At 41.7% G+C, this 26977-nt stretch carries 22 protein-coding genes and 1 pseudogene; 11 read left to right on the top strand and 12 right to left on the bottom strand.

The window, feature by feature from the left end:
* Positions 1-97: 97 nt before the first annotated feature.
* Positions 98-409 (top strand): annotated as a pseudogene (locus GNF10_RS11760) (germacradienol/geosmin synthase); the annotation flags it as partial.
* A 360-nt stretch (positions 410-769) separates the two neighbouring features.
* Here the strand turns inward: GNF10_RS11760 and metK are convergent.
* Together metK and GNF10_RS11770 are read right to left on the bottom strand one after the other, a co-directional pair.
* Positions 770-2044: a methionine adenosyltransferase gene (gene metK / locus GNF10_RS11765; protein WP_185586322.1), complete on the bottom strand. Its 1275-nt coding sequence runs from the start codon at positions 2042-2044 to the stop codon at positions 770-772.
* Between the two features lie 338 nt (positions 2045-2382).
* Positions 2383-3387: a phosphoribulokinase gene (locus GNF10_RS11770; protein ID WP_114084043.1), complete on the bottom strand. Its 1005-nt coding sequence runs from the start codon at positions 3385-3387 to the stop codon at positions 2383-2385.
* Positions 3388-4602: 1215 nt separating this feature from the next.
* Between GNF10_RS11770 and petH the strand changes: the two genes are divergently transcribed.
* Positions 4603-5913: a ferredoxin--NADP reductase gene (petH, locus tag GNF10_RS11775; RefSeq protein WP_185586324.1), complete on the top strand. Its 1311-nt coding sequence runs from the start codon at positions 4603-4605 to the stop codon at positions 5911-5913.
* Between the two features lie 246 nt (positions 5914-6159).
* A complete protein-coding gene (locus GNF10_RS11780; RefSeq protein ID WP_185586325.1) occupies positions 6160-7446 on the top strand; it encodes a homoserine dehydrogenase in 1287 nt (428 codons plus the stop codon).
* A gap of 150 nt (positions 7447-7596) precedes the next feature.
* Here the strand turns inward: GNF10_RS11780 and GNF10_RS11785 are convergent, their stop codons facing one another.
* The 5 genes from GNF10_RS11785 to GNF10_RS11805 form a co-directional block, all read right to left on the bottom strand.
* The gene (locus GNF10_RS11785; RefSeq protein WP_114081365.1) at positions 7597-8280 is read right to left on the bottom strand and encodes a Crp/Fnr family transcriptional regulator; all 684 of its coding nucleotides are present in this window, start codon (positions 8278-8280) and stop codon (positions 7597-7599) included.
* 199 nt (positions 8281-8479) lie between these two features.
* Positions 8480-9697 (bottom strand): pilus assembly protein PilB, encoded by a 1218-nt coding sequence (locus GNF10_RS11790; RefSeq protein WP_185586323.1) that lies wholly within the window; start codon positions 9695-9697, stop codon positions 8480-8482.
* A 266-nt stretch (positions 9698-9963) separates the two neighbouring features.
* Complete coding sequence (locus tag GNF10_RS11795; protein WP_185583223.1) at positions 9964-11151, bottom strand: HetZ-related protein 2; 1188 nt, start codon at positions 11149-11151, stop codon at positions 9964-9966.
* An 840-nt stretch (positions 11152-11991) separates the two neighbouring features.
* Complete coding sequence (locus tag GNF10_RS11800) at positions 11992-12339, bottom strand: carbon dioxide-concentrating mechanism protein CcmK (protein ID WP_185583221.1); 348 nt, start codon at positions 12337-12339, stop codon at positions 11992-11994.
* A gap of 85 nt (positions 12340-12424) precedes the next feature.
* Entirely contained in the window at positions 12425-12736 is a 312-nt protein-coding gene (locus GNF10_RS11805) for a BMC domain-containing protein (RefSeq protein WP_069069150.1), read from the bottom strand.
* A gap of 268 nt (positions 12737-13004) precedes the next feature.
* Here GNF10_RS11805 and GNF10_RS11810 point away from each other — a divergent pair, with 268 nt between their 5' ends.
* On the top strand, positions 13005-13892 hold the full coding sequence (locus tag GNF10_RS11810) for an alpha/beta fold hydrolase (RefSeq protein ID WP_185583220.1): 888 nt from the start codon (positions 13005-13007) through the stop codon (positions 13890-13892).
* A gap of 123 nt (positions 13893-14015) precedes the next feature.
* Here GNF10_RS11810 and GNF10_RS11815 read toward each other — a convergent pair whose 3' ends face one another.
* Both GNF10_RS11815 and GNF10_RS11820 read right to left on the bottom strand, forming a co-directional pair.
* Positions 14016-14636, bottom strand: coding sequence for a hypothetical protein (locus GNF10_RS11815; protein ID WP_163935370.1), 621 nt, complete (start codon positions 14634-14636; stop codon positions 14016-14018).
* 2 nt (positions 14637-14638) lie between these two features.
* Positions 14639-15271 (bottom strand): ParA family protein, encoded by a 633-nt coding sequence (locus tag GNF10_RS11820; protein WP_012409272.1) that lies wholly within the window; start codon positions 15269-15271, stop codon positions 14639-14641.
* 239 nt (positions 15272-15510) lie between these two features.
* Between GNF10_RS11820 and GNF10_RS11825 the strand changes: the two genes are divergently transcribed.
* Entirely contained in the window at positions 15511-16893 is a 1383-nt protein-coding gene (locus GNF10_RS11825; protein ID WP_185583218.1) for a cytochrome P450, read from the top strand.
* A gap of 47 nt (positions 16894-16940) precedes the next feature.
* On the opposite strand, the gene GNF10_RS11830 is transcribed toward GNF10_RS11825, so the two are convergent.
* A complete protein-coding gene (locus GNF10_RS11830; RefSeq protein WP_185583216.1) occupies positions 16941-17534 on the bottom strand; it encodes a DapH/DapD/GlmU-related protein in 594 nt (197 codons plus the stop codon).
* Positions 17535-17651: 117 nt separating this feature from the next.
* Here GNF10_RS11830 and GNF10_RS11835 point away from each other — a divergent pair, with 117 nt between their 5' ends.
* Positions 17652-18047, top strand: a complete 396-nt coding sequence (locus GNF10_RS11835; protein WP_185583214.1) for a type II toxin-antitoxin system HigA family antitoxin — start codon at positions 17652-17654, stop codon at positions 18045-18047.
* 113 nt (positions 18048-18160) lie between these two features.
* The gene (locus GNF10_RS11840) at positions 18161-19744 is read left to right on the top strand and encodes a hypothetical protein (RefSeq protein ID WP_185583212.1); all 1584 of its coding nucleotides are present in this window, start codon (positions 18161-18163) and stop codon (positions 19742-19744) included.
* Positions 19745-19809: 65 nt separating this feature from the next.
* On the opposite strand, the gene GNF10_RS11845 is transcribed toward GNF10_RS11840, so the two are convergent.
* Both GNF10_RS11845 and GNF10_RS11850 read right to left on the bottom strand, forming a co-directional pair.
* The gene (locus tag GNF10_RS11845; protein WP_185583211.1) at positions 19810-20238 is read right to left on the bottom strand and encodes a hypothetical protein; all 429 of its coding nucleotides are present in this window, start codon (positions 20236-20238) and stop codon (positions 19810-19812) included.
* 44 nt (positions 20239-20282) lie between these two features.
* On the bottom strand, positions 20283-22091 hold the full coding sequence (locus GNF10_RS11850; RefSeq protein WP_185583210.1) for an ABC transporter ATP-binding protein: 1809 nt from the start codon (positions 22089-22091) through the stop codon (positions 20283-20285).
* Positions 22092-22414: 323 nt separating this feature from the next.
* Between GNF10_RS11850 and GNF10_RS11855 the strand changes: the two genes are divergently transcribed.
* The 4 genes from GNF10_RS11855 (at position 22415) to GNF10_RS11870 (ending at position 26976) form a co-directional block, all read left to right on the top strand.
* A complete protein-coding gene (locus GNF10_RS11855; protein ID WP_185591965.1) occupies positions 22415-22570 on the top strand; it encodes a hypothetical protein in 156 nt (51 codons plus the stop codon).
* 143 nt (positions 22571-22713) lie between these two features.
* On the top strand, positions 22714-24402 hold the full coding sequence (locus GNF10_RS11860) for a SulP family inorganic anion transporter (protein WP_185583208.1): 1689 nt from the start codon (positions 22714-22716) through the stop codon (positions 24400-24402).
* Between the two features lie 376 nt (positions 24403-24778).
* Positions 24779-25711: a ribokinase gene (rbsK, locus tag GNF10_RS11865; protein ID WP_185583206.1), complete on the top strand. Its 933-nt coding sequence runs from the start codon at positions 24779-24781 to the stop codon at positions 25709-25711.
* Between the two features lie 209 nt (positions 25712-25920).
* Complete coding sequence (locus GNF10_RS11870) at positions 25921-26976, top strand: glutathione S-transferase family protein (RefSeq protein ID WP_185583204.1); 1056 nt, start codon at positions 25921-25923, stop codon at positions 26974-26976.
* Position 26977 lies beyond the last annotated feature (1 nt).

A 26977-nucleotide genomic window follows, 5' to 3' on the forward strand; every position in this document is an offset into this window, starting at 1 on the left:
TAAATTATATTTTCACTTACAAGCATTGTTAATTGATTCTTGATCTGGCTTAAATACGACTTTTTCAGCAAGCCCTATTTAGTCTCGCACAGCTGGCCCCATGTCTGCCAACGTGCGGACTCAGTTCCGCTGCGCAATCCAGGATATGACTGACAGCTGGGTGTGGGAACTCGCCAACCAGATTCAAAATCGGATTCCCGACCCGATAGATTATGTTGAGATGTGCCGTAAGACTTTTGGCTCGGATCTGACTATGAGTCTGTCCCGACTAGCTCAGGGCAACGAGATCCCGCAGGAGATTTACCGCACCCGAACGATGCGAGCGCTGGATAACTCGGCCGCCGACTTCGCCTGTTTAACCAACGATATCTTTTCCTATCAGCTCGAAGATGTCGAAATCGGTCGCTGAGGGGAATCGGGCATCTAGACACTAAGGAGATGACCAAAAACCAGTTAGCATCCAAGGTGCTGGCTTAAAACCTTAACATGATTAATTTCAGCTTTCGGAGAGCATCCAATTTTTCTAAAAACCACTTAATTGACGCAAAAATCCTTTACAAAACTCTTACCTTTGCGTTCTTTATGGTTCGTTTATTCATGCTCTCATTTTTGTCTGAAGGCATCATAATAAACCTGCTTTGAAAATAAAACGGTTGGGATACTCCCGCCTTTCGTGCGACAATTGAAAGATAAATAAGGGTATAGGCAATTTTTGAATTTGCTTATACCCTAAGATATATAAACTAAGTTTTTGCAGTCGCGTATAAGTCTAAGTTAGTGCTTGAGCAACTACTGCCGAAAGCGACTCGTTTGCTGCTTGCTTCAACAATTCGGCTTTATCGGTCTGTTCCCAAGGCAAGTCTAAATCAGCCCGCCCAAAATGACCGTAAGCCGCGACGTCCTGATAAAAACGTCCGCCTCGTTCACTTGGTAGGTTGCGTAAGTTGAAGGTATGGATAATCCCTGCTGGACGCAGTTCAAAATGTTGGTTGATTAATTCCAGTAAGGTTTCTTCATCCACTTTGCCAGTGCCAAAGGTATCTACCAAAATGCTTGTTGGTCGCGCTACACCAATAGCATAAGATAGCTGGATTTCAACTTTTTCTGCTAACCCAGCAGCGACAATGTTTTTCGCCACATAGCGAGCCGCATAAGCCGCAGAACGGTCTACCTTCGTGGGGTCTTTGCCAGAAAAAGCGCCGCCACCATGCCGTGAATAACCACCGTAGGTGTCAACGATTATTTTCCGTCCAGTCAGACCAGAGTCTCCTTGAGGGCCACCAACAACAAATTTGCCAGTGGGGTTAACTAAAAAACGCGTCTGATCGTTAGGCTTAACGTCAATATCGCCAAAAACTGGTTCGACCACTGCCGACCAAAGGTCTTGTTTAATTTTGGCTTGTACAGCCGCCTCATCCGTAATTTCCCCAATAGTGGCTGTATGCTGGGTGGAAATTAGAATAGTATCAATACCTACTGGTCGCCCATCTTCGTAGACCACAGTTACTTGGGTTTTACCGTCAGGACGCAGGTATGACAATTCGCCTGTTTTACGAACTGCTGCCAATCGGCGAGCAATGCGGTGGGCGAGACTGATGGGTAAGGGCATCAGTTCTGGTGTTTCGTTACTGGCAAAACCGAACATTATACCTTGATCGCCTGCACCAATTTTGTCGAATAGCTCATCACTATCTTGCTGGCGGGTTTCTTGAGCGGTGTTAACACCTTGGGCAATATCAGGTGATTGTTCGTCTAAAGCCAGCAGAACGCTGGTGCTGTTAGCAGAAAAGCCATTATCAGCATTGGTATAGCCAATTTCGGCAATTTTTTTGCGGGCGAGATTGACGAAATTCACATTTGCTTTGGTGGTTATTTCACCAGTGATTAGCACCAAACCAGTATTAACTACTACTTCAGCAGCGACACGGCTGCTAGGGTCTTGTGTCAGTAGGGCATCCAGAATGGTATCAGAAATCTGATCGCAGATTTTATCTGGATGACCTTCGGTTACTGACTCGGAGGTAAATAAATATCGACGAGACAAAGCAAATTCCTCCTGACTTGAATTTTTTTGCTGACTAAATGTCAACTACCTAAATTTAACGTGAGCTTCCAACCAACGGCATTCGTTATGCCTTGAGAGAAACAATTTAGTTTCCTAGGAGCCATCGAACTCACATTAATTTATGAAATCATAACAATATTTATACTTCAGTAGTTAGTATCTTGTTGATATTGATAAAAACCACTCACTATAAGGTAAGTATCTGTAAAAAAATAAATTTATGGTAATTATTTCGTAAACAAAATGTATTTAATAACACAAAAAAAGGGGGACACCCAGAAGCGTCCCCACAAACTTTGACACAAGTACTGCTGCTTTTAAACCTGAACCGCTAGCTTTGCTTCCGTAGCTGTCAAACGCTCATAGGCAGCACGCATTTTTAAACCTGTAAGTACTTGGAAGAAACCAGTACCATTATTGGAACCTGGATACTCACGGTGCTGGAGTAATAAATGAGTCAATTCACCCTGGTATTTGGTGGATGTATTGCTGAGATGGGTTTCGATATAAATTACCTCTTCCAAGTTGTCAAATTGACCATCTACCTCTAGTACTGAGACATAGCGACCGTAGTAAACATCTGAACCGTAGTATAGTTGCATACCAGGATAAGAACAGGTCAGCTTGCGTCCACAGGGAGTCCAATTAATTGTTGAGCCTTCATCAAATAGGTAGGTTGGATCAAAGCCTTCCTTACCTTCCCGTTGGAGCATACGTACTCGTAAGACTCGACGCTCGGTGTCGTTTTTGATCAAGTTGGTGGGTAATACTTGGAGAACCACATCGGCAAATTCTCTTTGTGGTTCGATAAACTTTTCAAAGTCAGGTTTGCGGGAATTGATTTGCGCTAAGACATCTTCGTAGCGATGACCGCGTTCAGCCATATCTCGCTGGATTTTCCAGGCGATTTTGACTTCATCGCTAATATCAAAATAAACACTGAAGTCGATTAGTGATCGCACCCGCTCATCATATAAAGGATGCAGTCCTTCAACAACTATAATGTGATTCGGCTCTACCCGCTCTGGCGGATCGAGCAAGCCTGTTTCGTGGTTGTAAATCGGCTTATCAATCCCTTGACCATTTTTGAGCGCTTTAATTTGCTCATACATTAGGTCAAAATTGTTCGCTCTGGGGTCTAGTGCCGTTATCCCAGTTTCTTTACGCTGTTTACGATCCAAGGAGTGATAATCATCTAAGCAGATGACTGTCATTAAATCTTCACCAAACAAATCTATCAAACGACGCAAAAACGTAGATTTCCCGCATCCAGAGTCTCCGGCTACTCCAATCAGTACCACGCGTTCCGGCTTACTTGTCATAAATCCCCTCTAAAATACTAAAATTGTGTCAATATTTTTTCACACAGCAGATTCTGAAGCCAGGAGTTTACCCCTTTGGTTTATCCTGCGTTCTTGCTACCTAGCACATCTATAAGACACCAAGCGGGTAGGCAACAAAGTAATTAAGTTGCTACTCGTCGGACTAGCCTGAATTTTGGTGCCGGTAAGTATTTAATCCTAGTGGTATATTTGATTTTAACAGAAGGGGGTATCCCATACAAGATTACTGTCAAGAAGAATTAGCGTGGTTCATGAATCATTTTTAGGTGATTTAGTTGTTAATTTAAAAATGGGGATCAACACAGCCCATCAGCGTTGCAACTTTATCAGACTGCTACTTCTGACTCTATATAATTAAGATGATAAGGTATAATTTATTATTGCCGCATTGCCGCGAATTTCCTTGTATTCTTAAATTGTAATTCCTACTCGACAATACTTAAGATATTCAAAGCAAAAATCTACCCAACGAATGAGCCAACAGCTTGCATTAGTCAAATTATTGGCTGTAAATTTATATATATGGTCAAATACAAGCGTTTGGGTTATGGCAAAGTACTGAATAGAGGTTGACAGATTTTTCACGTCAAGTGAAACTGATTATAGTTGCTAGAATCACGGTTCTTCCTATTGTTATGTTTGTAGCTGAAGTTGTAATAATCATGTAATTGTCTCTAGACAGGTCATAAAATATAGCTAATAACATTTCGAGAGAGCAGTAGATTTGGTGAATCAAAACGAATGTAAAGGAAACTTTCCGGTATTGGTATTCCCCGATTTAAGTCCTCGAAGTAAGTAAACACAACGGCAAATTTTGGAGGTCAACTGAGTGGTGTTTCCAGCAATCAAACTAGTTCTCCTATCAATATCTGCTATTGTGAGTTGCTCGTTGGGTAGTCAAGTCAAAAAACTATCTCGCTGATGCGGGTGGTAGTTAAGAAAAAAAGATTAAATTGACTCATTATTAACATTCTCCACAAGACTTATCATTTACCTTAGAAGGTGAACAGGTGTGTTTTTTGCTATGCCTGCATGTCTTTGGTGAGTGTACTTAGCAAGGCATTAATTTAATGATGCCGTTTTTCCTTGAGAGCCAGTTTTGTGAAACGAAAATCCGGTAAACTAAAGCTGGCATGGGATAGGAATAGTTTTTTTTGAAAAACGGTTAAGTAAATTATCGGAGTGGTAGAACGAATGTACAATCAAGGTGCTGTTGAGGGTGCTGCCAATATAGAATTAGGTAGCCGCATCTTCGTTTATGAAGTAGTGGGTTTGCGTCAGAGCGAAGAAACTGATCAAACTAACTACCCAATTCGGAAAAGTGGCAGTGTGTTCATCAGAGTGCCTTACAACCGCATGAATCAAGAAATGCGACGTATCACTCGTCTAGGCGGCACAATTGTTAGCATCCAGCCTATAACTGCTCTAGAGCCAGTTAATGGTAAAGCCTCATTTGGGAATGCTACAAGCGTTGTCAGCGAATTAGCTAAATCTGGGGAAACTGCTAACAGTGAAGGGAATGGTAAAGCCACACCTGTAAATGCTCATAGTGCTGAAGAGAACAAGGACAAGAAAGGCAACACCATGACTCAAGCGAAAGCCAAAAAAGACCACGGTGACGTTCCTGTTAACACTTACCGTCCCAATGCTCCGTTTATTGGCAAGGTAATATCTAATGAACCGCTAGTCAAAGAAGGCGGTATTGGTATTGTTCAACACCTTAAATTTGACCTATCTGGGAGTAATTTAAAGTATATAGAAGGTCAAAGTATTGGGATTATTCCACCAGGAGTAGACAAGAACGGTAAACCGGAAAAACTGAGACTGTATTCCATCGCCTCAACTCGTCATGGCGATGATGTAGATGATAAGACAGTATCACTGTGCGTCCGCCAGTTAGAGTACAAGCACCCAGAAACTGGCGAAACAGTCTACGGTGTTTGCTCTACACACCTGTGTTTCTTGGAACCAGGAGCAGAGGTAAAAATTACCGGGCCTGTGGGTAAGGAAATGTTGTTACCCCAAGATCCTGATGCTAATGTCATTATGATGGCAACTGGAACAGGTATTGCTCCTATGCGGGCTTATCTGTGGCGGCAGTTTAAAGATGCGGAAAGAGCCGCTAACCCAGAATACCAATTTAAAGGATTCTCTTGGCTGATATTTGGCGTACCAACAACTCCAAACCTTTTATATAAGGAAGAACTGGAAGAAATTCAACAAAAATATCCTGATAACTTCCGCCTAACTGCTGCCATTAGCCGCGAACAGAAAAATCCCCAAGGCGGTAGAATGTATATTCAAGACCGCGTAGCAGAACATGCTGATGAATTGTGGCAGTTGATTAAAAATGAAAAAACTCACACCTACATCTGCGGTTTGCGGGGTATGGAAGAAGGTATTGATGCAGCCTTAACTGCTGCTGCTGCTAAGGAAGGCGTAACCTGGAGTGATTACCAGAAGCAACTCAAGAAAGGCGGTCGCTGGCACGTAGAAACTTACTAAGTGCTGAGTGCTGATTGCTGAGTTACGAAGTAGGAACTTACTGAGTGCTGAGTTTTCAGTTCTAAGTTATGAATGAGTAGGGTGGGCTATGCTCGCCCTACAATTGTTTTGTTATGAATATTAAAAATAGCTGAGGAAAGAGTTCTCGGTTTTGGGGGGTAAAGTATTAAATACTTGTTAACTACTCAGCACTCAGCACTCAGCACTCAGCACTCAGTACTTAAAAATTAATTGGGTGCAAAAATTGTGGGTGTGAAACTAGGAATACTCGGATTAGGCACTGTGGGAACGGGTACAGTGCAGTTGTTGCAAGATAAGGCTGGACGGCACCCGTTGTTACAAGAGATAGAAATCTATCGGGTAGGAGTACGATCGCTCGATAAACATCGGACAGTAGAATTATCTACAGAAGTCTTAACAACAGATTTAGAATCCATTGTCAACGATCCGGCGGTAGATATAGTTGTCGAGGTGATGGGCGGACTGGAGCCGGCGCGATCGCTAATTCTCAAAGCTTTAAGTAATGGTAAGCACGTAGTCACCGCCAATAAAGCAGCGATCGCTCGCTTTGGGGCAGAAATTTTCACAACTGCTAATCAAGCTGGCGTATACGTCATGCTAGAAGCTGCTGTGGGTGGCGGGATTCCGGTGATTCAACCCCTAAAGCAGTCTTTGAGTGTTAACCGCATTCACACTGTCACAGGCATTGTGAACGGTACAACTAACTACATCCTGACGCGGATGCAAACAGAAGGCAGCAACTTCAGCGATGTCTTAGCTGATGCCCAACGTTTGGGTTATGCTGAGGCTGACCCGACAGCCGATGTTGATGGCTTAGACGCAGCAGATAAAATTGCCATCCTCGCATCATTAAGCTTTGGTGGACGCATCAACCTACAAGATGTTTATACCGAAGGCATTCGGCAAGTGAGCAAAACAGATATTGCCTACGCCGAAAAATTGGGATTTGTGATTAAATTATTAGCGATCGCTAAACGTGATACTCCCTCATCACCACTTTCCGTCAGAGTTCATCCGACTTTAGTGCCCCAAGCTCACCCTTTGGCTAGCATCAACGGCGTTTACAACGCCATTCTCGTTGAAGGAGAACCTATTGGGCAAGTAATGTTTTTCGGCCCCGGTGCTGGTGCTGGTGCAACCGCCAGTGCTGTGACATCAGATATCTTAAATTTAGTTGCTGTCCTCAAAACCAATACAGCAGTTGCAAATCCATTAATAGCTTGTGGACATCAAGAATACTGCCAAATTGCGCCGATGGCAGAACTGAGAACTCGGTTTTATGCCCGTTTCCTTACCAATGACCAACCGGGAGTTATCGGGAAATTGGGGACTTGCTTTGGTAACTATGGCGTTAGCTTAGAGTCAATTGTCCAAACTGGCTTTCAAGGGGAACTAGCAGAGATTGTGGTTGTTACCCATGATGTACGGGAAGGCAATTTTAGGCAAGCTTTGGCAGAAATCCGGGATTTGTCAGCGATTGAAAGTATTCCTAGCTTACTGCGTGTACTTTGAGATTAATGGAAAGTGCGATCGCCATTAGGGGTTCTCCAAGCTAGAACACTTAGTTTTTTCAGATTTCTTTTTGCGCCTATGGAAGATAGACTAATTGACAAAATAGCGCGTTGAACGCGGGGCAATATTGCATCGGTCAAGATAAAGTAATCACACTTTGCCAGCCAAGTTTATCAACTGCTTGAAATTCACAAGATAAGTAATGTTATTGGCGCTATCAATTTTGATCCACCCTTTTTCATGAAGCTTTTCCATGATTTTGGTGGTTTCTTCAACACCGATTTCTGTTACCTCTGCTAAATCTTTAAAAGGAATGTTAAAAACTTCTCTTCCTAAGTCTGATTCCTGACCATAACTTTCACCTAAAGTTACTAGAGTATGAGCGAGTTTGACTGCTGGTGGTGAAGACCGCATTTGTAATCGCTGGTTAATTTGCCGCAATCGCCGCACCATCAGTTGCAGCATCCGGTGATGTAATTGCGGGTCTTTAAACAATATTTGAATAAAACGCTCTCTGGAGATACTAAGCAACTTCACGGGTGAAAGGGCAATGACATCGGTTGAGCGTGGAGATTCATCTAAAATTGCCATTTCTCCAAAAAAATCGCCACGACCAAAAATTGCCAAAGCTACTGAATCGTCCCCGACAGTACGCCGGACTTTGACCCAACCAGAAACCACGAAGTAAACGGCATTACCCCAGGCATCTTCCATCACAACGGCTCGCCCCGATGGGTATTCATGTTCAATTGCAACGTTGAGCAGCCATTCTAAGGTCTGTGGGTTGGCTGTACTCATCAAGGGGAAAAGTTCACTAAAAACCTCAGTTAGCATGAAATATTTGCAACAAATGGATTCAAGAGCGGGAAACTAACTTTGATACTATAAGTTTGTTTAAACCGTAATCTTACTCAGAGTACGATCGCAAAATTTGTATTTATTTGAGATGAACCTTTAAGGTTGATCGGTCTAAAGTCCCATTACAACATAACAATTATGTACGCGATCGCAATCAGCGCTTTCACTGACAGACCTATAATTTGCTGTCTGTTGGTGGATTGCTATGTATTGCTAGGATTTTGATCTGTTGGTCTAAGTTTTTCACTAATTGATTCAGTGTAGCTAAAGCCTCTGATTGCTGAGAGTCAAGGCTAGGATTCAACAAAAGCCGTTCTTGTAGTTCATGTAATTTGAAACTTAGTTGCTGAGAAATTCCTAAAGCATCACGTCCTAGACGCATCAATTGTTGTTGTTGATAGAATTTTAATGCTGCTCCCCGCAAGACTTGGAGTGTTGCCTCTTCACCATAGGTTCCCGGCATAACTCGCAAGCGTAATAATAAGCGGTTTTTTTGATACACATATTCCTTCTCTACCTGTTTTGGTTCTGCAAGCGTGATGAGAGGTAGGGAGGCAAACCGCTTTAATTCATTCAGTACTCCTTGGAAAACATAGAGCGGCAGTTTGTCTAATACAGACTGCAATATTCCATTATCACTCCACAGTATCCTGCCTTCGTAAGCTTGTCTTTCTAAATACAGCCGACCTATTCCCCCACCCAGAATTCGCCCTAGTAATTCCTCTAGTAGTTTTTTGGGTGGTAGTGTTGGCAACAACTCAATAGGAGTAAGTAATTCAGGAACTTGTGTAGGCAAAATAGGTAGATTGTTTGCTACTGCAACGGATGTCTCACCCTCTTGGCTCCTTAGGGTTTGAGATGATTGATCTAGCTCTGGGATAGGAGGCAAGTCTACACGCTGTCCAGAATGTTGACGCTTTTGTGTCTGAAACGCCATCAATAGTGGGTGCTGATTTGATTCTGAGTCAGCATTTAGGGAGGGAATAGGTTTGTCAGCATTGTGCTGGGGAAAGTCCTCTGTTGACTCATGCACAAGTTTTGCATCTAGCTGAGATGTATTCTTATGGTTGAGGTAGGCTGATAATATTCTGCGGTGAGAGTCGCTTGCGATCGCTTCAATCAGCATTGTGCAATTGATATAAGACAAAATGCGACCAACATAATCTAGTGCCTCACTGTCTTGTGGATAAACCATACCTAGCAAGAGGTTTTTGTCTTCTAATCCCAAGGGCAAAATCTGGTGGTAGAGGCAAGCTTCAAAGGATAAAAGATTATCAATCAGTTGGAACATTTGCTCGCGTTCCCTTCCTTCCTCCCATCTAGTTTGAGCGGCAGTTAGGATTTGCTTTGCATTTGCTGCGGTATCATTTAGTTCGCCCTCGGAAGACAACATAGGTTTGATTGCGTGGTGTTTATTTATATTTTGCCTCTAATTGAGTAAGTAGTTAATAAAGATACTTTGTTTGATTGTTAAAATTTAAATTATATATACTTAAGTAGACGTAAGTAGAAGATAAATTTTAGATAAGGATTGGGGATAATACTGAGAAGTGGGCATTGGGCAAATAATTAATACTTCTTCTTACCCTAATCCCCTACTTTCCCTACTCCTCCACTTCGCCACTCCCCATTTGCCTTGTCTTTCACCCTTGGAATTGGCTACTCTTGGGTTCTTAAAGCTTGGGCTGCAAGATAAATTTTTGTCCATTCACCTAATACTTGATGTGTTTTGAGTTTTAGCTGTTGAGCTATTGCTTCTATTGAGTTACCTGCTTTCCGTAAATCTAGGATTTGCCGCCCCAAAGGAGTCAATTTTTCATCAAGTTGTTGCCATTGGTTTGGCGTTAACCCTAAATTATGTTCTTGTAAGGAAATTGAGAGCCAGCTTTCTACTAGCTCTGGTTTACCTTTGAGGGCAAAAACACGCACAGCATGGTAACTAATTTTTTCTCGCAGACGGTAGACTTCTTTAGTCTGTTTATCCAGTTTTTGGGCGATCTCGTCTTGGGACTTACCTTGTAGATACAGTCGTAGCCATTCTACTGCGTCTTTTCCGAGATTTTCTTGTAAATAATTTTCAAATTCTTTTTGGACGGACTGACGTAGGGCTTGTTGTTCTTCTAGTTGTTGTGTTTCTTGATATTCTGCGATCGCCTGACTATCTACTAAGTTAACTCGATTGTCACTGTCGTCGGTGAGGACTTCTTCTGACACCAGTCTAATCATGTCACGGCCTGGCACTTGGGTTAAGCCACCGCGCTGAGTGCGACGCAAGTAATTTACAAACCGATAAGCTAATAGGGGTTGATTGCGTACTGGCCGCAGACAATATTCTTCTACACTGGCAAATAGCAGAGCATCCGCCAATCGTCTATCGCTTGTATATTTGGCAAGATCAGCCATTTGTTGCTGCATATAGGCATCAGTTTGCAGTAATTCTTGGAGTACTTCTTGCAATACATCCATCACACTGCGCTGGCGATCGCGGCTGAGGGAAACCCAAGTCTGAATCTTATTCCGTAATGTCACTAAACTCCCTAGTCGCGATATCAAGTTGCGATAAGCACGTTCTCGCCCAAACCCCAAATAACGTTGACGTAAAATCCTCCAGCGATATTCCATCGCCTGTTTGGCGATCTCAAGTTCCTTCGGGTTTAACAGATCGAACCGTTTTGAGTCAGATCCAAATAGCCAGAGAATAATACTTTGCCTAGCAGCTTCATTTTGCTCTGGACATTCATTAGCCAAGCGCTTTTGCCAATCTAAAGCCAGTTTTTCCATATCTGTTGTCATACTGAGATTGCATTCCTCGAAACTCAATTTTGAAGTTTGCATTACAACCCCCATTTATCCCACCTAATTGTTAACTGGCAGCTGCCCCAGATTTCATGAGTTTCATGAAAATAGCTCAGTGTTTCTACTCTTATTACGTCTTAATTCACTAGAATTATGCAGAAATTTCCACATTGATGTTTTCCTTTCAATTCCAAAATACCCAAAACCCTTGTAAATGAAGCATTTAGAGCAAGTATGTGAATTTAAGCTTTTTGTAAAGTTATGTTTGTTAACTGAGGATATAAATCTGCCTAGAGTGGTGGGGATACACCTTTGCACGAGATGGATCGGGGATATCTGATATTTTGTAACAGATAGAAGGAACGAATCTAATTTAACTCAATGTCAGACGTTATTTCACCCGTATAAGTTTCAACACTCTACAATCCCCTACGTAGAAAAATACTTAGTTAAATCTTAATGCGCTTGGTGTTCATCAGATTTTGACCTATAAGATCCATCTAACCCTCTTCAAATGGGCTTAATTGCCTCCTTTATAAGGGTAATTGGGGAGGAGGATCGAGCCTGAACTGAATTGTATTAAGTTAAATTTCTTAATATATTTTATCTAGATGTATATACGTAAATTAGTCTTTTAGAGGATGTTTGATAAGCTGTTATATAAAACGTTTACATTCGTAAAAATGAATAGTCAACAGTCAATATGATGGATTTTGACTATTGACTCTGATTGTTGCTTCCCTCTGCTTCAAAATTCAACTTCTGCAAAATCTAATAACAGAAAGAATGCAAACCTCAAAGACTTTAATTTTCAGAAGCCTTAAAATAGACTTCTCAATAAATTCATTTGTGGGGATTCTTCGTTTTGAATTTCCCCGCAGAGGGTTGAATCTATCGATTGTTCGCTCTAACAATCGGATTTTCTACAGATTCTCGATACCCTTGGACTTGTTCTGTGTAACCAATTGGCAGAACAGCTTCAACGTTTTCATGGGGACGAGCAATAATTACCCAGGATTCAAGTGTACCGCCAAAAACATTTTCTGCGGCTTCAACACCAGCAGCCATAGCAGCTTTTACTTCAGAAACATCGCCCCGAATATTAACTGTAAAGCGAGCGCTACCTACTCTGATATAACCAACAAGGGTAACTCGACCAGCTTTTACCATTGCATCTGCTGCTGCTAGCACCGCAGGAAAACCTTTCGTTTCAAGGGCTCCAACTGCCTGTAATGACATTATTAATCTCCTGTATGAATAAACGATATGGGGACTACGAGTTAATTGTACGAAGCTTCGCTACAGATTTTGATAGCAAAATTGCTTAGAACATACGGAAAGGTTCTGATTCTTCAGTGAAATGGATTGGCAATATGGTTTCCACATTTTCCGGGGGATTAGGAACAACGTAGTAGGTAATTACTGTACCAACCTTGACTTGCTCTCCAGCTACGATTCCGGCTTCAACAGCTCTATTGACTTCAGAAACGTGTCCCCGGACGGCGACTAACAAACGAGCGCTTTCAGCTTGACCATAATACACAATCGTAACTGCGGCAGCTTTAACCATTGCATCAGCTGCTGCTAAAACACTAGGAAAACCTAAAGTTTCAATTACGCCAACCGCCATTGGCATGGCATTAGCTCCTGGAATAAGGGATAGGCGATATCAATTGTACGTGGCTTTAGTCCCAATTTTGACATTTTGCAAAATTTTCTTTGGTGGTGGGAATTAGGAGAGACGCGATTTATCGCGTCTGTACAAGAGTTAAAATATTTTGATTAGCCGCTAAACTATGTTTTATGTATTACAAATAATACTTGAGCAGATTAGTTTGTGTAATTTTGTTGTTTAACAAAATCAGCGATGCGCCAAAGCAAGCTAGTACGATAAACTGAAATTTATGTTTCCGAATTTTCTTCCTAAAGCAGTGGGGCAACTGACAGAATCTGCCTCGATCGCACTAGCTCAGAGTATTCAAACTGCTGCGATCGCTACTCCTTTAATTAATCAACCAGTTACCACAACTTATGTCAAGCAAGGGAGTGGTGGAACTCCTATTTTATTGATTCACGGCTTTGACAGTTCTGTATTAGAATTTCGACGGCTTTTGCCACTACTCTCTAGAGATAATGAAACGTGGGCTGTGGATTTGTTGGGTTTTGGGTTTACAGATAGACTCTCAGGAATTGCTTATAGCCCAACTGCGATTAAAACCCATCTTTATTATTTCTGGAAAAGCTTAATTAAGCAACCTGTAATTTTAGTGGGCGCTTCTATGGGGGGTGCAACGGCGATTGATTTTACGCTGACTTACCCGGAAGTTGTAAAAAAGCTAGTGTTAATTGATAGTGCGGGGTTGGCTGGTGGTTCACCGTTAAGTAAATTCATGTTTCCCCCATTGGATTATTTCGCAACTCAATTTTTGAGTAATCTAAAGGTGCGCGATCGCGTTTCTCGCATTGGATATAAAAATCAAAGTCTTGCTTCTATCGATGCTTTATGTTGTGGTGCATTACATCTACAAATGCCCAGTTGGAATCAAGCTTTGATTGCTTTTACTAAAAGTGGTGGTTACAGCGCTTTTAGATTTAAAAAAATATCACAAATTCTGCAACAGACGCTAATTTTATGGGGCGATTCCGATAAAATTTTGGGTACTAAGGATGCTATGAGATTTAAAAGAGCAATTCCACACAGCAATCTCATCTGGATTCAAGATTGTGGTCATCTCCCGCACTTGGAACAACCACAAATCACCGCACAGCATATTTTAAACTTTCGAGTTTAAAGCAGTTTGTTATTTACTAAGTAAAATACCGATTACCTGTGGGGTTGGATAGAACAAGGAGCTTAAGCCCCTTGTTTTACAAAACCTGATTTTGTGCAATTTCACAAAGAACTGATATCAACTCTAGTCAAGTAACCACATCTCATTAGAACTATCAGGATACTCATTTGGTTGATTTTGTGGTTGATTTTGAGCTAACGTTTCCGATGAACGATGTGATTTTTTATAGTTAAGTGGATTGTAATGGTCTTTGACTGGTTTGATAGCAGTACTTTCTTTGACAACAAGTTTTTTAGAATTATCTTCTGCTGTTTGTTTTAAAGCATTAATTTCTTCTATAAGCTTGGAATTTGCTTCTGCAAGTTGCAGTGCTGTTTTTTTGGTTTCTTCAAGTTCTTTTGTTACTTGTTGTGCTAATAATTTGTGTTCCGATGCTAATGTTTGTTGTTTAGATAATTTTGATTGCAAATCAGCAATTTCTTGCCCTAAAGATGCTTCCTTTTTATGGCTTTTTTCGAGATTACTTGTTAATTCTTTGACAGTTGCTTCTAAATCAGCTTTAGTTGGGCTTGTGCGCTTAGTAGAATTTGGCTCAGATGTTTGTGCTGAGGATTCTTCATCAGATGAAGCCTGTTCTTCTGTAATTGCTTGTGCTGTAACTTCGATCGCAGATTCACCTTCTGGGGGTGTAAATTTTTGTGCCTCTTCTTGTAGTAAGTCAGAGAGACTTTGTTTCCTAGCCATTATTATTTTCTCCAATCACGCTGTAATTCATCAGCTGCACGACGGTAGTCTAACTCCGCCTCTCGTGCATTACTTCCTCGCCATTGAGCGATCGCTACACCCTCAAGCGCCGCTCGTTCATGAGCCTTATAAGCACGGATAAAGGTATTAAAAGCAGGAATACCTAATCTAGTGAGAGTGTTTTTTGCTTCTAGCGCTTCCCCAATACTGCGCGTATCGACTTTAGTAAGCAGTACCCGATGGGGGGTTCCCACGGGGATGACGGCTTCCTTGACTGTTTCCACGAGGATAGCTAAATCCATTGCGGATGGGGGTGTAGGCAAAACTAGATAATCTGCGATCGCAACTACCGCCACTAATGCTTCAGAGCGCAGTGCGGGAGGCGTATCCACCACTACTAAATCGTAACCTGTTATCTTTCCTAAATCACTTAAAAGCTTGGGATCTGTTTCTTGAGATAAATCAAATCCCATTCCCTGCTGACTGCGCCCAAACCACCAACTGGCAGAACCTTGAATATCTGCATCAATCAGCAACACCTTTTTTTTCTTCGCAAAGTTTGCAGCCAGATTGACTGCGGTAGTCGTTTTGCCGACTCCTCCTTTACCGTTGAGAATAGCGATGATTTTTGGCACTGCTTGCTTCCGATGCTGCCTCGTGTTAGCGGTAGCGGGGCGTTTAGCCCGTGCTGAGTTAGGAGTGCTGAGTTAGGAATAGAGACGCGATTAATCGCGTCTGTACAAGAGTTTTTATTATTCTCTTTTCAGTTCTCAGTCTCCAGTCCCCAATCATGAATATACCGCTTTCTGTAACCCTAAATAACATGAAAAGTCGTAACAATAAAATTCAGAAGCCATCAAATTTACAAACTCCTATGACAGCAACTTACAATCTGCCTGATGGGCCTCAAATGCCGCGATGGTTACGGATGATCAAGTTTATTAGTCAGCCAGTGAAATATGTCGATGATTTTGCCAAAACCTATGGTGACACTTTCACCATCAGGAGTAGTAGCTCTGATAACCATCTTGTGTATTTTAGTCAACCCCAAGCGCTTGAGCAGATTTTTACTGCGGATTCGAGCCATTTTGAGGTTGGGAGGGGAAACACAGGGCTAAGATTTTTACTTGGCGATCGCTCCTTTATGTTATCAGATGGCGATCGCCACCAACGGCAACGGCAACTCTTAGCTCCCCCCTTTCATGGCGAAAGGATGCGGGCTTATGGTGAAGATATTCGGAAAATAACCCAACAGGTGAGTCATGAATGGAAAATTGGCAAGCCTTTTAATATCCGTGAGTCGATGCAAGAAATTACTTTGCGTGTTATCTTACGGGTTGTCTTTGGTTTGAACGAGGGAGAGCTTTTTGAAGAACTAAGGCGATCGCTAAGTGACTTATTAGACTTCATCACTTCGCCCATAATGTCCAGCGCCTTCTTTTTCCAGTTCATGCAAAAAGATTTCGGTGCATGGAGTCCGTGGGGTTGGGTTCTGCAACAACAGCAAAAAATTGATCGACTGATTTATGCTTTACTTCGAGAACGTCGGGCCCAAGCAGATCAAAATCGCCAAGATATCCTAAGTTTGATGATGGCGGCTCGTTACGACGATGGTCAAGGGATGTCAGATGAAGAATTACACGACGAGTTAATGACACTGCTAGTTGCGGGACATGAAACTACTGCTTCGGCATTGACATGGGCTTTTTACTGGATTGATCGTTTACCAGAGGTGCGTGAGAATTTACTAAAGGAACTCAACACCATTGGAGTTAACCACGATTTGAGTAGTGTAGGTAAATTGCCCTATTTGACAGCAGTTTGCCAAGAAACACTACGAATTTACCCAATTGTAATGACTGCTTTCCCCCGGATTGTGAAAACTCCAATTACAATTATGGGCTACGAACTGCGAGAGGGAACGGCAATAGTCCCCAGTATTTATTTAGCGCATCATCGAGAAGAAGTTTATCCACAACCCAAGCAGTTTAAACCAGAACGCTTTTTAGAAAGACAATATTCACCTTATGAATATTTACCCTTTGGTGGCGGTAATCGTCGCTGTATTGGAATGGCATTTGCCCAGTATGAAATGAAAATTGTCTTAGCAACTGTTCTATCTGACTTTCAAGTATCGCTAGTTAATAAACGTCCTGTGCGTCCTGTACGCCGTGGATTAACTGTCGCTACACCAGCCGGAATGCGGATGGTTGCTATACCTCAAGTCAAGCCTGCAAATACGCCAGCTTTAGTTTAGGTAAGTAGGGTGGGCAGTAAAATCCCCACCCTACTATCGTGTAATAATTACGAGATATCCTGATTTTCTTGCTTGTTAGCGAGTTGTTCATAATGTTCTTTGTCACGGTATTTAATTGTTCTCATCGGTTGATTTCCAACAATTGCTAAAGGTTCAATATTAGCAGTTACAACAGTACCAGCCGCTACAATTGCACCATCTCCAATAGTAACTCCCGGAATAATTAGGACATTTCCGCCAATCCAAACATTGCGACCGATGACAACAGGTTTATGGATGTAGACATTATGTTCATAAGGCAAATCATTACTTTGATAGTCGTGATTTGCAGAGAGGATAACAACATTAAATCCAAGTGTGGTGTTGTCTCCAATTGTGATTCCACCACGTCCATCTAATAAAACATTCGGGCCGATGTAGACTTTATTTCCCAGAGATACATTTTGTGGATGGTCGATTGTAATATCTCGCTTAAATCGTAGACCAGAACCACAAAATTTTAATTTACTCTTAAGTTCTTGATGCTTATATCGCCTGATTTTGGTTTCTAGATATTCTCCCCAGCGTACCAAACGAGGTACTAGCGATCGTTCTAATAGTCGTTCTAATTTATTCGTAATTTTATTTTTTATCTCTTTCATAAAACCTCACGGAAGTTTAAGAACCTTCTGGCTTTTAACCAGGGAGGAAAAACAACACAGGTACTTTAGTACCCTTCACATTTATTAAGTTTCCCCGATAAGAGTATTTTCTCCCGTGTGAATACCGTTTTTCTAAAAGTCAGTTGGGCAAAATCATTTCCTCCTCGTCCCATAACTTCCGAGGAAGAATTCCTGGCTACGCAAGAAGTAATCGATTCCTTGATTGATAAAGGGGAATTAACACCAGATGAACAAGACTATCTCAATGTTTTAGGTACTCTGGTTTACGAATACGAACAAAAATATTATTCAATACCTGATATTCATGGTGTAGAATTACTTCAAGCGTTGATAGCCGAATTTGGTTTCCGACAAAAAGATTTAATTCCTATCTTTCAAACCGAGTCTATTGTAGCTGAAGTCTTGAGTGGACAGCGCAAGCTAACAGTTAATCACATTAGCAAATTTACGGAGTTTTTTCATATTTCGCCTGCGGCTTGTTTTGAGTCATAAGACGGAAAACTTTACAGTTCCTCATTACGTTTAGACTTGACAGAAAGCAAACTGATGTAGCAAGATTCATTTTAAGTCCCTTTCGTCCCACATCTCGCAGTGGATAGGAGGCAATGCATGATTGGCAGTATTTCTTTAACCACGATCGCAGCAATTTAAATCAAGGCACTTACCGCATCTTTGAGCCGGAGTGGAAAGCAGAGATTCTCCACTGGTTCAGCCAAAAGGATGTAGATAAGCAGCAGAAAGAAGATTTTATTCAAGCTTTAATAGATTTTGATGACGGCTGCGGCGATTTTTATCGGTATCGCGCTTATTTTTTGGCGGCTGAGGCTTTATCCCAGTTCCCAGAATGTAGTTTGGCTGATGCAATTGTAGAACAGCTACTCAAATGGAGTTATGCCTATTTTCGGCAAGATAAACAAGATTGGCAGATATTACCAAAAGCATTAGTGAAGACAGCTAGAAAAACCCTGGAATTAACCGACAGAAAACGGGTTATTGCTGCTTTTGTCCATTTGGTTCATACTACAGAAAGTCGTTCAATTCTCCGAGTTGCAGCCGAGAAGTTAGGAACACTCGATCCGGGTAATAAAAGTGCGATCGCTGCTTTATTACTGCTAATGAAGCAAGCTAAAATTATCCCTTGGAGTGAAATTTGTAGCTTGGCGCAAATTGGCTACAAAAATGAAACTGTAATCAGTACTTTAATCCAATTTATCAAGATGGAGCCTGATGAGATTACAAATTACTGGTTGCTTTTAGAAGACATATATCAAGGTGCGATTATAGCTTTAGGAAACATAGCTTATGGCAATCAAATTGCGATCGCTACCCTGATTGATTTCATCCAAAAATACAAAGATGACGTGATTTGTTCAGATGCAGCTAAGGCTTTGTGGGATATCGATCCAGGTAATCCAATAGCATTAAATACTTTAGTGCAGATTCTCGAAACTACCGAGAATACATATTTACTCGATATGTCTATTAGATATCTGATGGTAATTGATCCAGGTAACAAAGCTGCAATCACTATTTTAACAGAGAGAATTAAAACAACTCAGAATGAATTTTTCCGTTGTAAGGCTGCTTTACGTCTAGCAGAATTCGATTCAGGTAACAGGATGGCACTTAGTACCTTATCTAAGATATTTGAAACTGCTGAGGAGGAATACGTATATTTTTATGTGGCCGACATACTAGCGCAAACTAATGACTACCAGCAGCAAATAATTAAAGCTATGTGGAAAATAGTTAAATTAAAAGATGAGCATACATCTCTAAGTGCGCTCTTTATCTTGCTGAAAATAGACTCCAATAATCAACAGGCATTTGAGACTCTAATTCGGCTATTGAACACTACAAAGGATGAATCAATTTTTACAAGTGCTGCTCGTATTTTACAAAAATTTAACCTAAGTAGAAAATTAAAAACAGAGAAGCTAAATAAACTAATCGCTGTTTTTATCAGATCCATTCAAACCTCTCAGGATCTTGATCTCTTGGATATAGCTGATAGTTTGACAAAAATCCTCCAAAGCGAACATTTACCACAAGTAGTCACAACCCTAAAAGACTATCTAGGTAAACAGTTCTACAAGAACAATTCTTATCGCTACGAAGCTGTGTTTAAAATCATCTGGCATTGCGCCGAAAATCTAACTTACCCAGATTTCCACAAAGCAATCAACTAAACAACAAGCGCAGAGTTCTTATCTTCCTTCGCGTACCTCTGCGCTTCCCTCCGCGTCCCTTTGCGTTAAAAAACAATCTCCCCCCTCATCCTCTCTTCTAGCACATCTAATAACCCATCCACATCCTTCCCAGATTGCTCAAAACAAATCGGTGGTGCTGGTTCCGGTGCAAACTGAATTAACTTAATTTCACCTTTACCAATGCCAATCATCACAACTTCTATTTCCGGCTTATGATTCTCAACAATTCCCAAAATTTCTTGCAGCCGATTCTCAACTTTAATATTTAAATTCTCAATCTGTTCTTTCGGACAATAAACAAAATGTGGCGTTGGTTGCAAATCAATACCAACAGTACCTTGACTATCACCATTTGCTAACCACAATCCCCAAAACAGCGCCGCCAATTCTTGCTGATTTGCTTTGACAAACCTATCCAACTGGACACGCCACTTGTTATCACCTGATTCTGGTTGATTATTGCCAAAAAACATAAATAATTTGTAATTCGTAATTAAAACACAAAGAAGGGGGAAAGTTATCTTAAGCCTGACTGTACACGCCAGAGGCCAGAATAAATACCGTCTTTCTCCAGCAATTGCTCATGAGTGCCCGACTCTACTAATTTCCCATGTTCCATGACATAAATGCAATCGGCATTGCGGATGGTGGAAAGACGATGAGCGATCGCAATTGTAGTTCTATCTACTGTAATCCGTTCTAGCGATCGCTGGATTGCCGCTTCTGTCTCATTATCTACTGCTGAGGTCGCTTCGTCTAAAATCAGAATGGGGGGATTTTTTAAGACTGCCCGTGCGATCGCAATCCGTTGTCTTTGTCCACCAGATAACTTTTGTCCTCTTTCCCCGACAATTGTCTCATAACCTTGGGGCAAGTTAATAATAAATTCGTGCGCCTCGGCTATCTTCGCCGCCGTGATAATTTCTTGCTCTGTGTTCTCAAAGCTACCATAAGCAATATTCTCTGCTACAGTGCCATGAAATAGAAAGACATCTTGACTCACCAAACCAATGCAGCGCCGTAAATCTTGCAAATTTAAACTTTGCAAATCAATGCCATCAAGAGTAATGCTTCCGGTTTGCACTTCATATAACCGCAACAAAAGTTTGACTAAAGTGCTTTTACCTGAACCTGTTGAACCGACAATTGCAATGGTTTTCCCCGCCGGAATATCCAAAGACAGATTTTTAATTACTGGAAATCTATCTTTATAGGCAAAATAAACATTTTTAAATTGCACTTCACCGCGAACTTCATTCACAGGTAACGCCACATCACCTGTATGAATGGCGATAGGAGTATCTAACAAATTCATGACTCGATTAGTAGAAGCCATTGCCCGTTGATATTGGTCAAATGTTTCGCCTAATCTAGTTAAAGGCCACAGCAAGCGCTGGATTAAAAATACTAATACGCTATAAGTACCTACAGACATTTCTCCAGAAACTGCTGCCATGCCACCATATAAGAGTAATGCCGTGAAACCTACCAAAATCAGCATCCGAATTAACGGTACAAAAGCAGCAGAAAGAGTAATTGCTTTGGCATTACTGCGGCGATAAGCATCACTATCTAATTCCAAACGAGAGGCTTCATAAGTTTCGGCAGTGAAACTTTTAATGGTAGTTATTCCACTAATATTGTTTGACAAACGCGAATTGAGGAAACCTACCTTTTCCCGGACATCAGCATAGCGAGGTGCAAGCAGTCGTTGGTAAGCAAAAGAACCCCAGAGGATAAATGGCATTGGTGACAAAGCCATCCACGCTACACTAGGAGCCAAAATAAAGAAAGCAGCGCCAATAATTAGAACAGTTGCAGAAACTTGGATAATATCATTTGCTCCTCCATCCAAAAACCGCTCTAATTGGTTAATATCATCACTGAGGATAGACATTAAACCACCAGTGCTGCGTTCTTCAAAATAAGCTAATTCCAATTCTTGCAAATGTTTGTAGGCATCCAAACGCAAGTCATGCTGAATATTCTGAGCTAAATTCCGCCAAAGTCGAGCGTAGGCGTATTCAAAAACAGATTCTAGTATCCAAATGATGACAGTCAGGAAGGAAATAATCAAAAATTGTTGAAAGACATCGCGTACCCCTAACTGGGCAATTATAGAATCCTGCTGTTTAACGACTACATCCACTGCCACGCCAATTAAGCCTGGTGGTGCCAAGTCGAAAAATTTATTGAGGGTAGAATAAGTAGTCGCCAGCCAAATTTGTTTACGATACTGGTGTCCATACTCAAGCAAGCGCTGGAGAGGATGCGTTGAATGTTTACGCCTTCTTGATGCCCGATGAGATTTTAATACAGTAGCCACGGCTTTTTGCGGTTTCGTGCAGTTGATATTACCACAGAACAAAGTCTTGAGTCCTGAATCTGAAGATTGAAGGTTTAATGCAGACAGACTAAGGACTTACGCAAACAATAGCCGAAACCCTGATTTGGAGGTAGAGACAATTGATGTAGACGCAAAGCGACAATTTGGCTCACGGTTCGACTACGCTCACCGAGCGAATTCGAGGTGCACTCGTCCCCATTCGTCTCGCCGCCACAACAAAATTTGGCGGCGAGACGAATGGGGGTGCTAAACCTCATCTATGTTGAAACCTAGAGTTTTTAAAAGATATTAGGTTGGGTGGAGTGAACCGCAACCCAACATTACCACCAAATTTTATGTTGGGTTACGCTAACGCTGCACCCAACCTACAAAACTACGGTTCTCATCTTATCCACTGCCGAGAAACCAAAATGGGTGGATTCTTCAAGACTGCACCCTACAAACTAATGACAATATAATTTTGACTTTTTTCTGAGATGTCTATAATAAAGGGGCTTTTACCCGTGGCTCTTTATGATTTTGGGTATTATGCTTAATTTGCCACATATTATATCACATCTATGTGTGCAGAAAAAATTGTTTATAAGAGTTAAAACTGAATATGGCAATCTCTAATATCCTCGAAGAACCACAGTTTTTACGTCTGAATCGCTGGTTTAGTGGACTGCGTGGCGATTTAACGGGTGGACTAACAGCAGCAGTGGTAGCATTGCCTTTGGCTTTAGCCTTTGCGGTAGCGAGTGGTGTGGAACCAAAGGCGGGACTTTATACCGCTATTGTGGCGGGAATTGTCGCGGCAATTTTTGGCGGTTCGCCAGTACAGATTACAGGGCCGACAGGTGCAATGGCTGTGGTTCTGGTGGGAATTGTCGCCAAGTACGGCCTTGAGAAAGTTTGGATTGCTGGGGTGATGGCTGGAATTATCCAGATTGCCTTGGGGGTTGCCAAACTTGGACAGCTAGTGAAGTTTATTCCCTATCCAGTGACGGCAGGCTTTACCAATGGTATTGCCGTGATTATATTTTGCGGTCAATTAAATAATTTCTTTGGTTTACAATTACCACGTAGTGAACACTTTTTGCCAGGGCTTTGGCAAAGTTTAACTCATGTAGAAGCTCTAAATTGGGCTGCTGTTGGGTTAGCAATTGTGGTAATGGCAGCCAATATTTTATGGCCCAGGATTAATACGACAATACCGGGTTCTTTAGTGGGGTTGGTGTTGGCAACAGGGATAGCAACTTATTTTCATCTGGATGTACCCACAATTGGGAGTATTCCGCAATCTTTACCAATGCCCCAAGGCATTCCCCACTGGAATGATTTTAGTGTGATTCGAGAACTGATTAATCCAGCTTTGGCTTTGGCTGCACTGGGAAGTATTGAATCGTTACTGTCGGCGGTAGTGGCTGATGGGATGACAGTGAGCGAAAAACACAATAGCGATCGCGAATTAATTGGTCAAGGATTGGCAAATATTATTATCCCATTTTTTGGCGGCATCCCGGCAACAGGTGCGATCGCTCGGACTGCTGTCAATGTCCGTTCTGGCGGCAAAACCCGACTATCTGGGGTAATTCACGGCGTTGCTTTAGCTATTATTGTTTTGACTTTAGCACCCCTAGCAGCACAGATTCCCTTAGCAGCACTTGCTGGCATTCTCATGGTAGTTAGTGTACGGATGATTGAGTGGGAAGCCATTGGTTTATTGATGCGTGCTACCTACTCCGACTTTGCGGTGATGATTCTCACCTGGCTAGTAACAATCTTGTTTGATTTAGTTCTCGCTGTAGAAGTAGGATTAATTGCAGCCGGAGCATTGTTCATCAAACGGATGAGCGATTTAAGTCTAGTTAAAATACCTGAAACCGAAGTATTTCCCCCTGGTACTCCTCTGGAATTAGGTAAGGAAATTGCGGTTTATCGCGTAGATGGCCCCGTATTTTTTGGTGCTGCTGAACGCTTTGCTACCTTCCTCCGCGATGAACCGGAAGTGAAGTATTTAATTCTCCGGTTGCGCTTTGTACCAAATATGGACACAACTGGATTAGTAGCTTTAGAGGATATTTACCATGACTTGGAACGGCACAATTGCCGCTTAATTCTCACAGGCTTACAACCCGAAGTCAAACAACTATTGGAACGAACAGGGTTGTTAAAAACAATTGGATTATCAAATTGTTTTGAAACAACTACAGATGCGATTTGCTCTATCTCTCCTCAGATTCGAGAATGTTCTCAGCCTGTAGCAGCTGCTTTGAAAACAAAAGAATTGATGGAGTTAAATGACTGAGACTATTTTGCTCTGTAATAGCAAAATCGATATTTGCAATGACAAGTAAAACCTAATACTTCAGGATTTACACACTGAAAAACTGAAAGCTAAATCCCCCTAATACCGTTTCACTTTAAGATTGATACAGATTCTTGCAGGGGGAGCAAGAATAGTGATTTATTTGTATGTATCAATAATTTCGTGAAATGGTATAACCCAATACTGCTCGGTTCAAGGGAAAAACTAAGGGGAAAATGATTGGAAGACTCGATATATAAGATTTTTTCCCCTTTTCCCTTTACGCCAAAATCCGGCAATCATTGCCCCCTAACCTATTAAAACCGAGAGTTAGGGCGTGTCTTCCCAGGCAAAATAGCTTTAAAGATCAACAAAAATGAGCATTATCGTCTTTGGCAGCATCAATATAGACTTAGTAGCAACAACACCCCGATTGCCAGTCCCAGGAGAAACGTTGCTAGGAGAAAAATTTTTTAAAGTTTCAGGAGGTAAAGGAGCGAATCAAGCTGTAGCATTAGCAAAACTGGGAATTCCTACCCAAATTGTGGGGCGTGTCGGTGCAGATGATTTTGGTGTGGAACTTGTCAACAATTTGCAATCATCTGGTGTGCAGATTGATAATATTTTTGTGGATGAAACTGTTAGTTCTGGAGTTGCCATTATCGCCGTAAATCATGCTGGGGAAAATCAAATTATTGTAATTCCTGGTGCAAATGGGCGTGTAAATCAAGAAGATGTAGAACGATTGTCCCAGTTATTACCAGAAGCAACAGCACTGCTTTTACAATTAGAAATTCCGATTACTGCCGTGATTGCAGCCGCTAAAGCTGCAAAAAAAGCCAAAATCAGGGTAATTCTCGATCCAGCACCCGCACAATCTGATTTCCCAGACGAACTTTACCCATTAGTGGACATTATTACACCGAATGAAGTTGAAGCCGCGCAGTTAGTGGGTTTTCCTGTGGATGGAGAAGAACTTGCGGCAAAGGCTGCTGAAGTTTTATTACAACGGGGTGTGAAATGTGCGATCGTTAAACTGGGTGCTAAAGGTGTTTTTTGTGCCACTGCTGAGGAAAAGTTTTTTGTCCCCGCATTTCTGGTTCATGCAGTTGATACAGTAGCAGCTGGCGATGCTTTTAATGGTGGTTTAACGGCGGCACTTTTTGCAGGACTTTCTTTACATCAAGCAGTTGTTTGGGGTGCAGCAGCAGGTGCTTTAGCGACGACAAAAGCAGGCGCACAAACTTCACTGCCCGATAGGTTTACATTTGATACGTTTCTTAGGGAAAAGGCATCTATCAGAGATTAAGTAAGCGTAAATAATTGTCGTTGAAACTAAATCCTCATTAAGCCTTTTAGTAAATTAATTGGCAATTTATTACAGCAGATACAGACATTAAAGTCTGGAAAGTAAGCAGCTTTTTAGAAAAGCAATACCTCCTTGGTTATAGATGTAGTAAAGCGATCGCAAGTTTGATACGATTAGCTTGTAAGAATTCCCAAAGCAAGATTGTCACCATGAGCAACTCGACTCCGATGGATGACGAAAAAAATCTCCCAAAGAAAAAGGGGAGGACACTCCCTCCGAAGCTCATCATCTGGCTGGGAAAATTTGTCTGGACGACTATGTGGCAGATAATGATGTCAAAGCTTGCTCCTAGCAATCAGTCGGGAGCATATATTCGTCCTAATAGCCAGTTTCGCAAGTTCATTGGTATAGAAGAAGGAAATCCACACCCACCAGCAGCAGGGCGCTACAAACTCTATGTTGGGTTGGGTTGTCCTTGGGCGCATCGAACCCTGGTTGTGCGATCGCTCAAAAAGCTCGAAGCGGTAATATCAGTATGTATTGTCTCTCCTTCTCCCATTGAAGGCGGTTGGATATTTAACGAGGAAGAAGAAGGTTGTCGTACACTAGCTGAATTTTATCAACTGGCAGAACCTGGTTACAGTGGACGCTCAACAGTTCCAATTTTATGGGACAACCAAACAAAAACTATCGTTAATAATGAGAGTTCAGAGATTATCGTCATGTTGAACTCGGAATTTAACGAGTTCGCCAACAATCCCACACTGAATCTTTACCCAGAAGTACTCAAAGAGAAAATTGACTGGTGGAATGAGAAAATTTATCACGCGGTAAATAACGGTGTGTATCGCTGCGGTTTTGCCCAAACCCAAGAAGCATACAATCAAGCTTGTAATGAACTGTTTGCGACTCTCGATGAGATTGACATTGCATTGCAAACTAGTCGATATTTGTGTGGAGACAATCTCACCCTTGCAGATGTCCGTTTATTCACGACGTTGTTTAGGTTTGATAGTGCCTACTACGGGTTGTTTAAGTGCAATAGGCAGCGAATTCGAGACTATCACAACTTGGGAGCTTACTTACGCGATTTATATCAGCTTCCCGGTGTAGCTGATACCTGCGATGTCGAGAGTGTGAAGCGTGACTACTACGGGAACCTATTCCCACTCAATCCCGGTGGGATTATTCCTGATGGGCCTGATATGTCTTATCTTTATGAACCATCTGGGCGCGATCGCATCGGCACCCTGAATGCTTCATAAT

The sequence above is a fragment of the Nostoc sp. UCD121 genome (assembly GCF_014222285.1).
Classification (GTDB): Bacteria; Cyanobacteriota; Cyanobacteriia; order Cyanobacteriales; family Nostocaceae; genus Nostoc.

What these genes read in the sequence shown, in the direction of transcription:
- GNF10_RS11845 (WP_185583211.1), bottom strand. Translation starts at nt 20,238, where the DNA reads ATGTTTTTTGGCAATAATCAACCAGAATCAGGTGATAACAAGTGGCGT.
- GNF10_RS11825 (WP_185583218.1), top strand. Translation starts at nt 15,511, where the DNA reads ATGACAGCAACTTACAATCTGCCTGATGGGCCTCAAATGCCGCGATGG.
- GNF10_RS11785 (WP_114081365.1), bottom strand. Translation starts at nt 8,280, where the DNA reads ATGCTAACTGAGGTTTTTAGTGAACTTTTCCCCTTGATGAGTACAGCC.
- rbsK (WP_185583206.1), top strand. Translation starts at nt 24,779, where the DNA reads ATGAGCATTATCGTCTTTGGCAGCATCAATATAGACTTAGTAGCAACA.
- GNF10_RS11815 (WP_163935370.1), bottom strand. Translation starts at nt 14,636, where the DNA reads ATGGCTAGGAAACAAAGTCTCTCTGACTTACTACAAGAAGAGGCACAA.
- GNF10_RS11770 (WP_114084043.1), bottom strand. Translation starts at nt 3,387, where the DNA reads ATGACAAGTAAGCCGGAACGCGTGGTACTGATTGGAGTAGCCGGAGAC.
- GNF10_RS11805 (WP_069069150.1), bottom strand. Translation starts at nt 12,736, where the DNA reads ATGCCAATGGCGGTTGGCGTAATTGAAACTTTAGGTTTTCCTAGTGTT.
- GNF10_RS11810 (WP_185583220.1), top strand. Translation starts at nt 13,005, where the DNA reads ATGTTTCCGAATTTTCTTCCTAAAGCAGTGGGGCAACTGACAGAATCT.
- GNF10_RS11795 (WP_185583223.1), bottom strand. Translation starts at nt 11,151, where the DNA reads ATGGGGGTTGTAATGCAAACTTCAAAATTGAGTTTCGAGGAATGCAAT.
- GNF10_RS11870 (WP_185583204.1), top strand. Translation starts at nt 25,921, where the DNA reads ATGAGCAACTCGACTCCGATGGATGACGAAAAAAATCTCCCAAAGAAA.
- GNF10_RS11800 (WP_185583221.1), bottom strand. Translation starts at nt 12,339, where the DNA reads ATGTCATTACAGGCAGTTGGAGCCCTTGAAACGAAAGGTTTTCCTGCG.
- GNF10_RS11860 (WP_185583208.1), top strand. Translation starts at nt 22,714, where the DNA reads ATGGCAATCTCTAATATCCTCGAAGAACCACAGTTTTTACGTCTGAAT.
- GNF10_RS11830 (WP_185583216.1), bottom strand. Translation starts at nt 17,534, where the DNA reads ATGAAAGAGATAAAAAATAAAATTACGAATAAATTAGAACGACTATTA.
- petH (WP_185586324.1), top strand. Translation starts at nt 4,603, where the DNA reads ATGTACAATCAAGGTGCTGTTGAGGGTGCTGCCAATATAGAATTAGGT.
- GNF10_RS11840 (WP_185583212.1), top strand. Translation starts at nt 18,161, where the DNA reads ATGCATGATTGGCAGTATTTCTTTAACCACGATCGCAGCAATTTAAAT.
- GNF10_RS11790 (WP_185586323.1), bottom strand. Translation starts at nt 9,697, where the DNA reads ATGTTGTCTTCCGAGGGCGAACTAAATGATACCGCAGCAAATGCAAAG.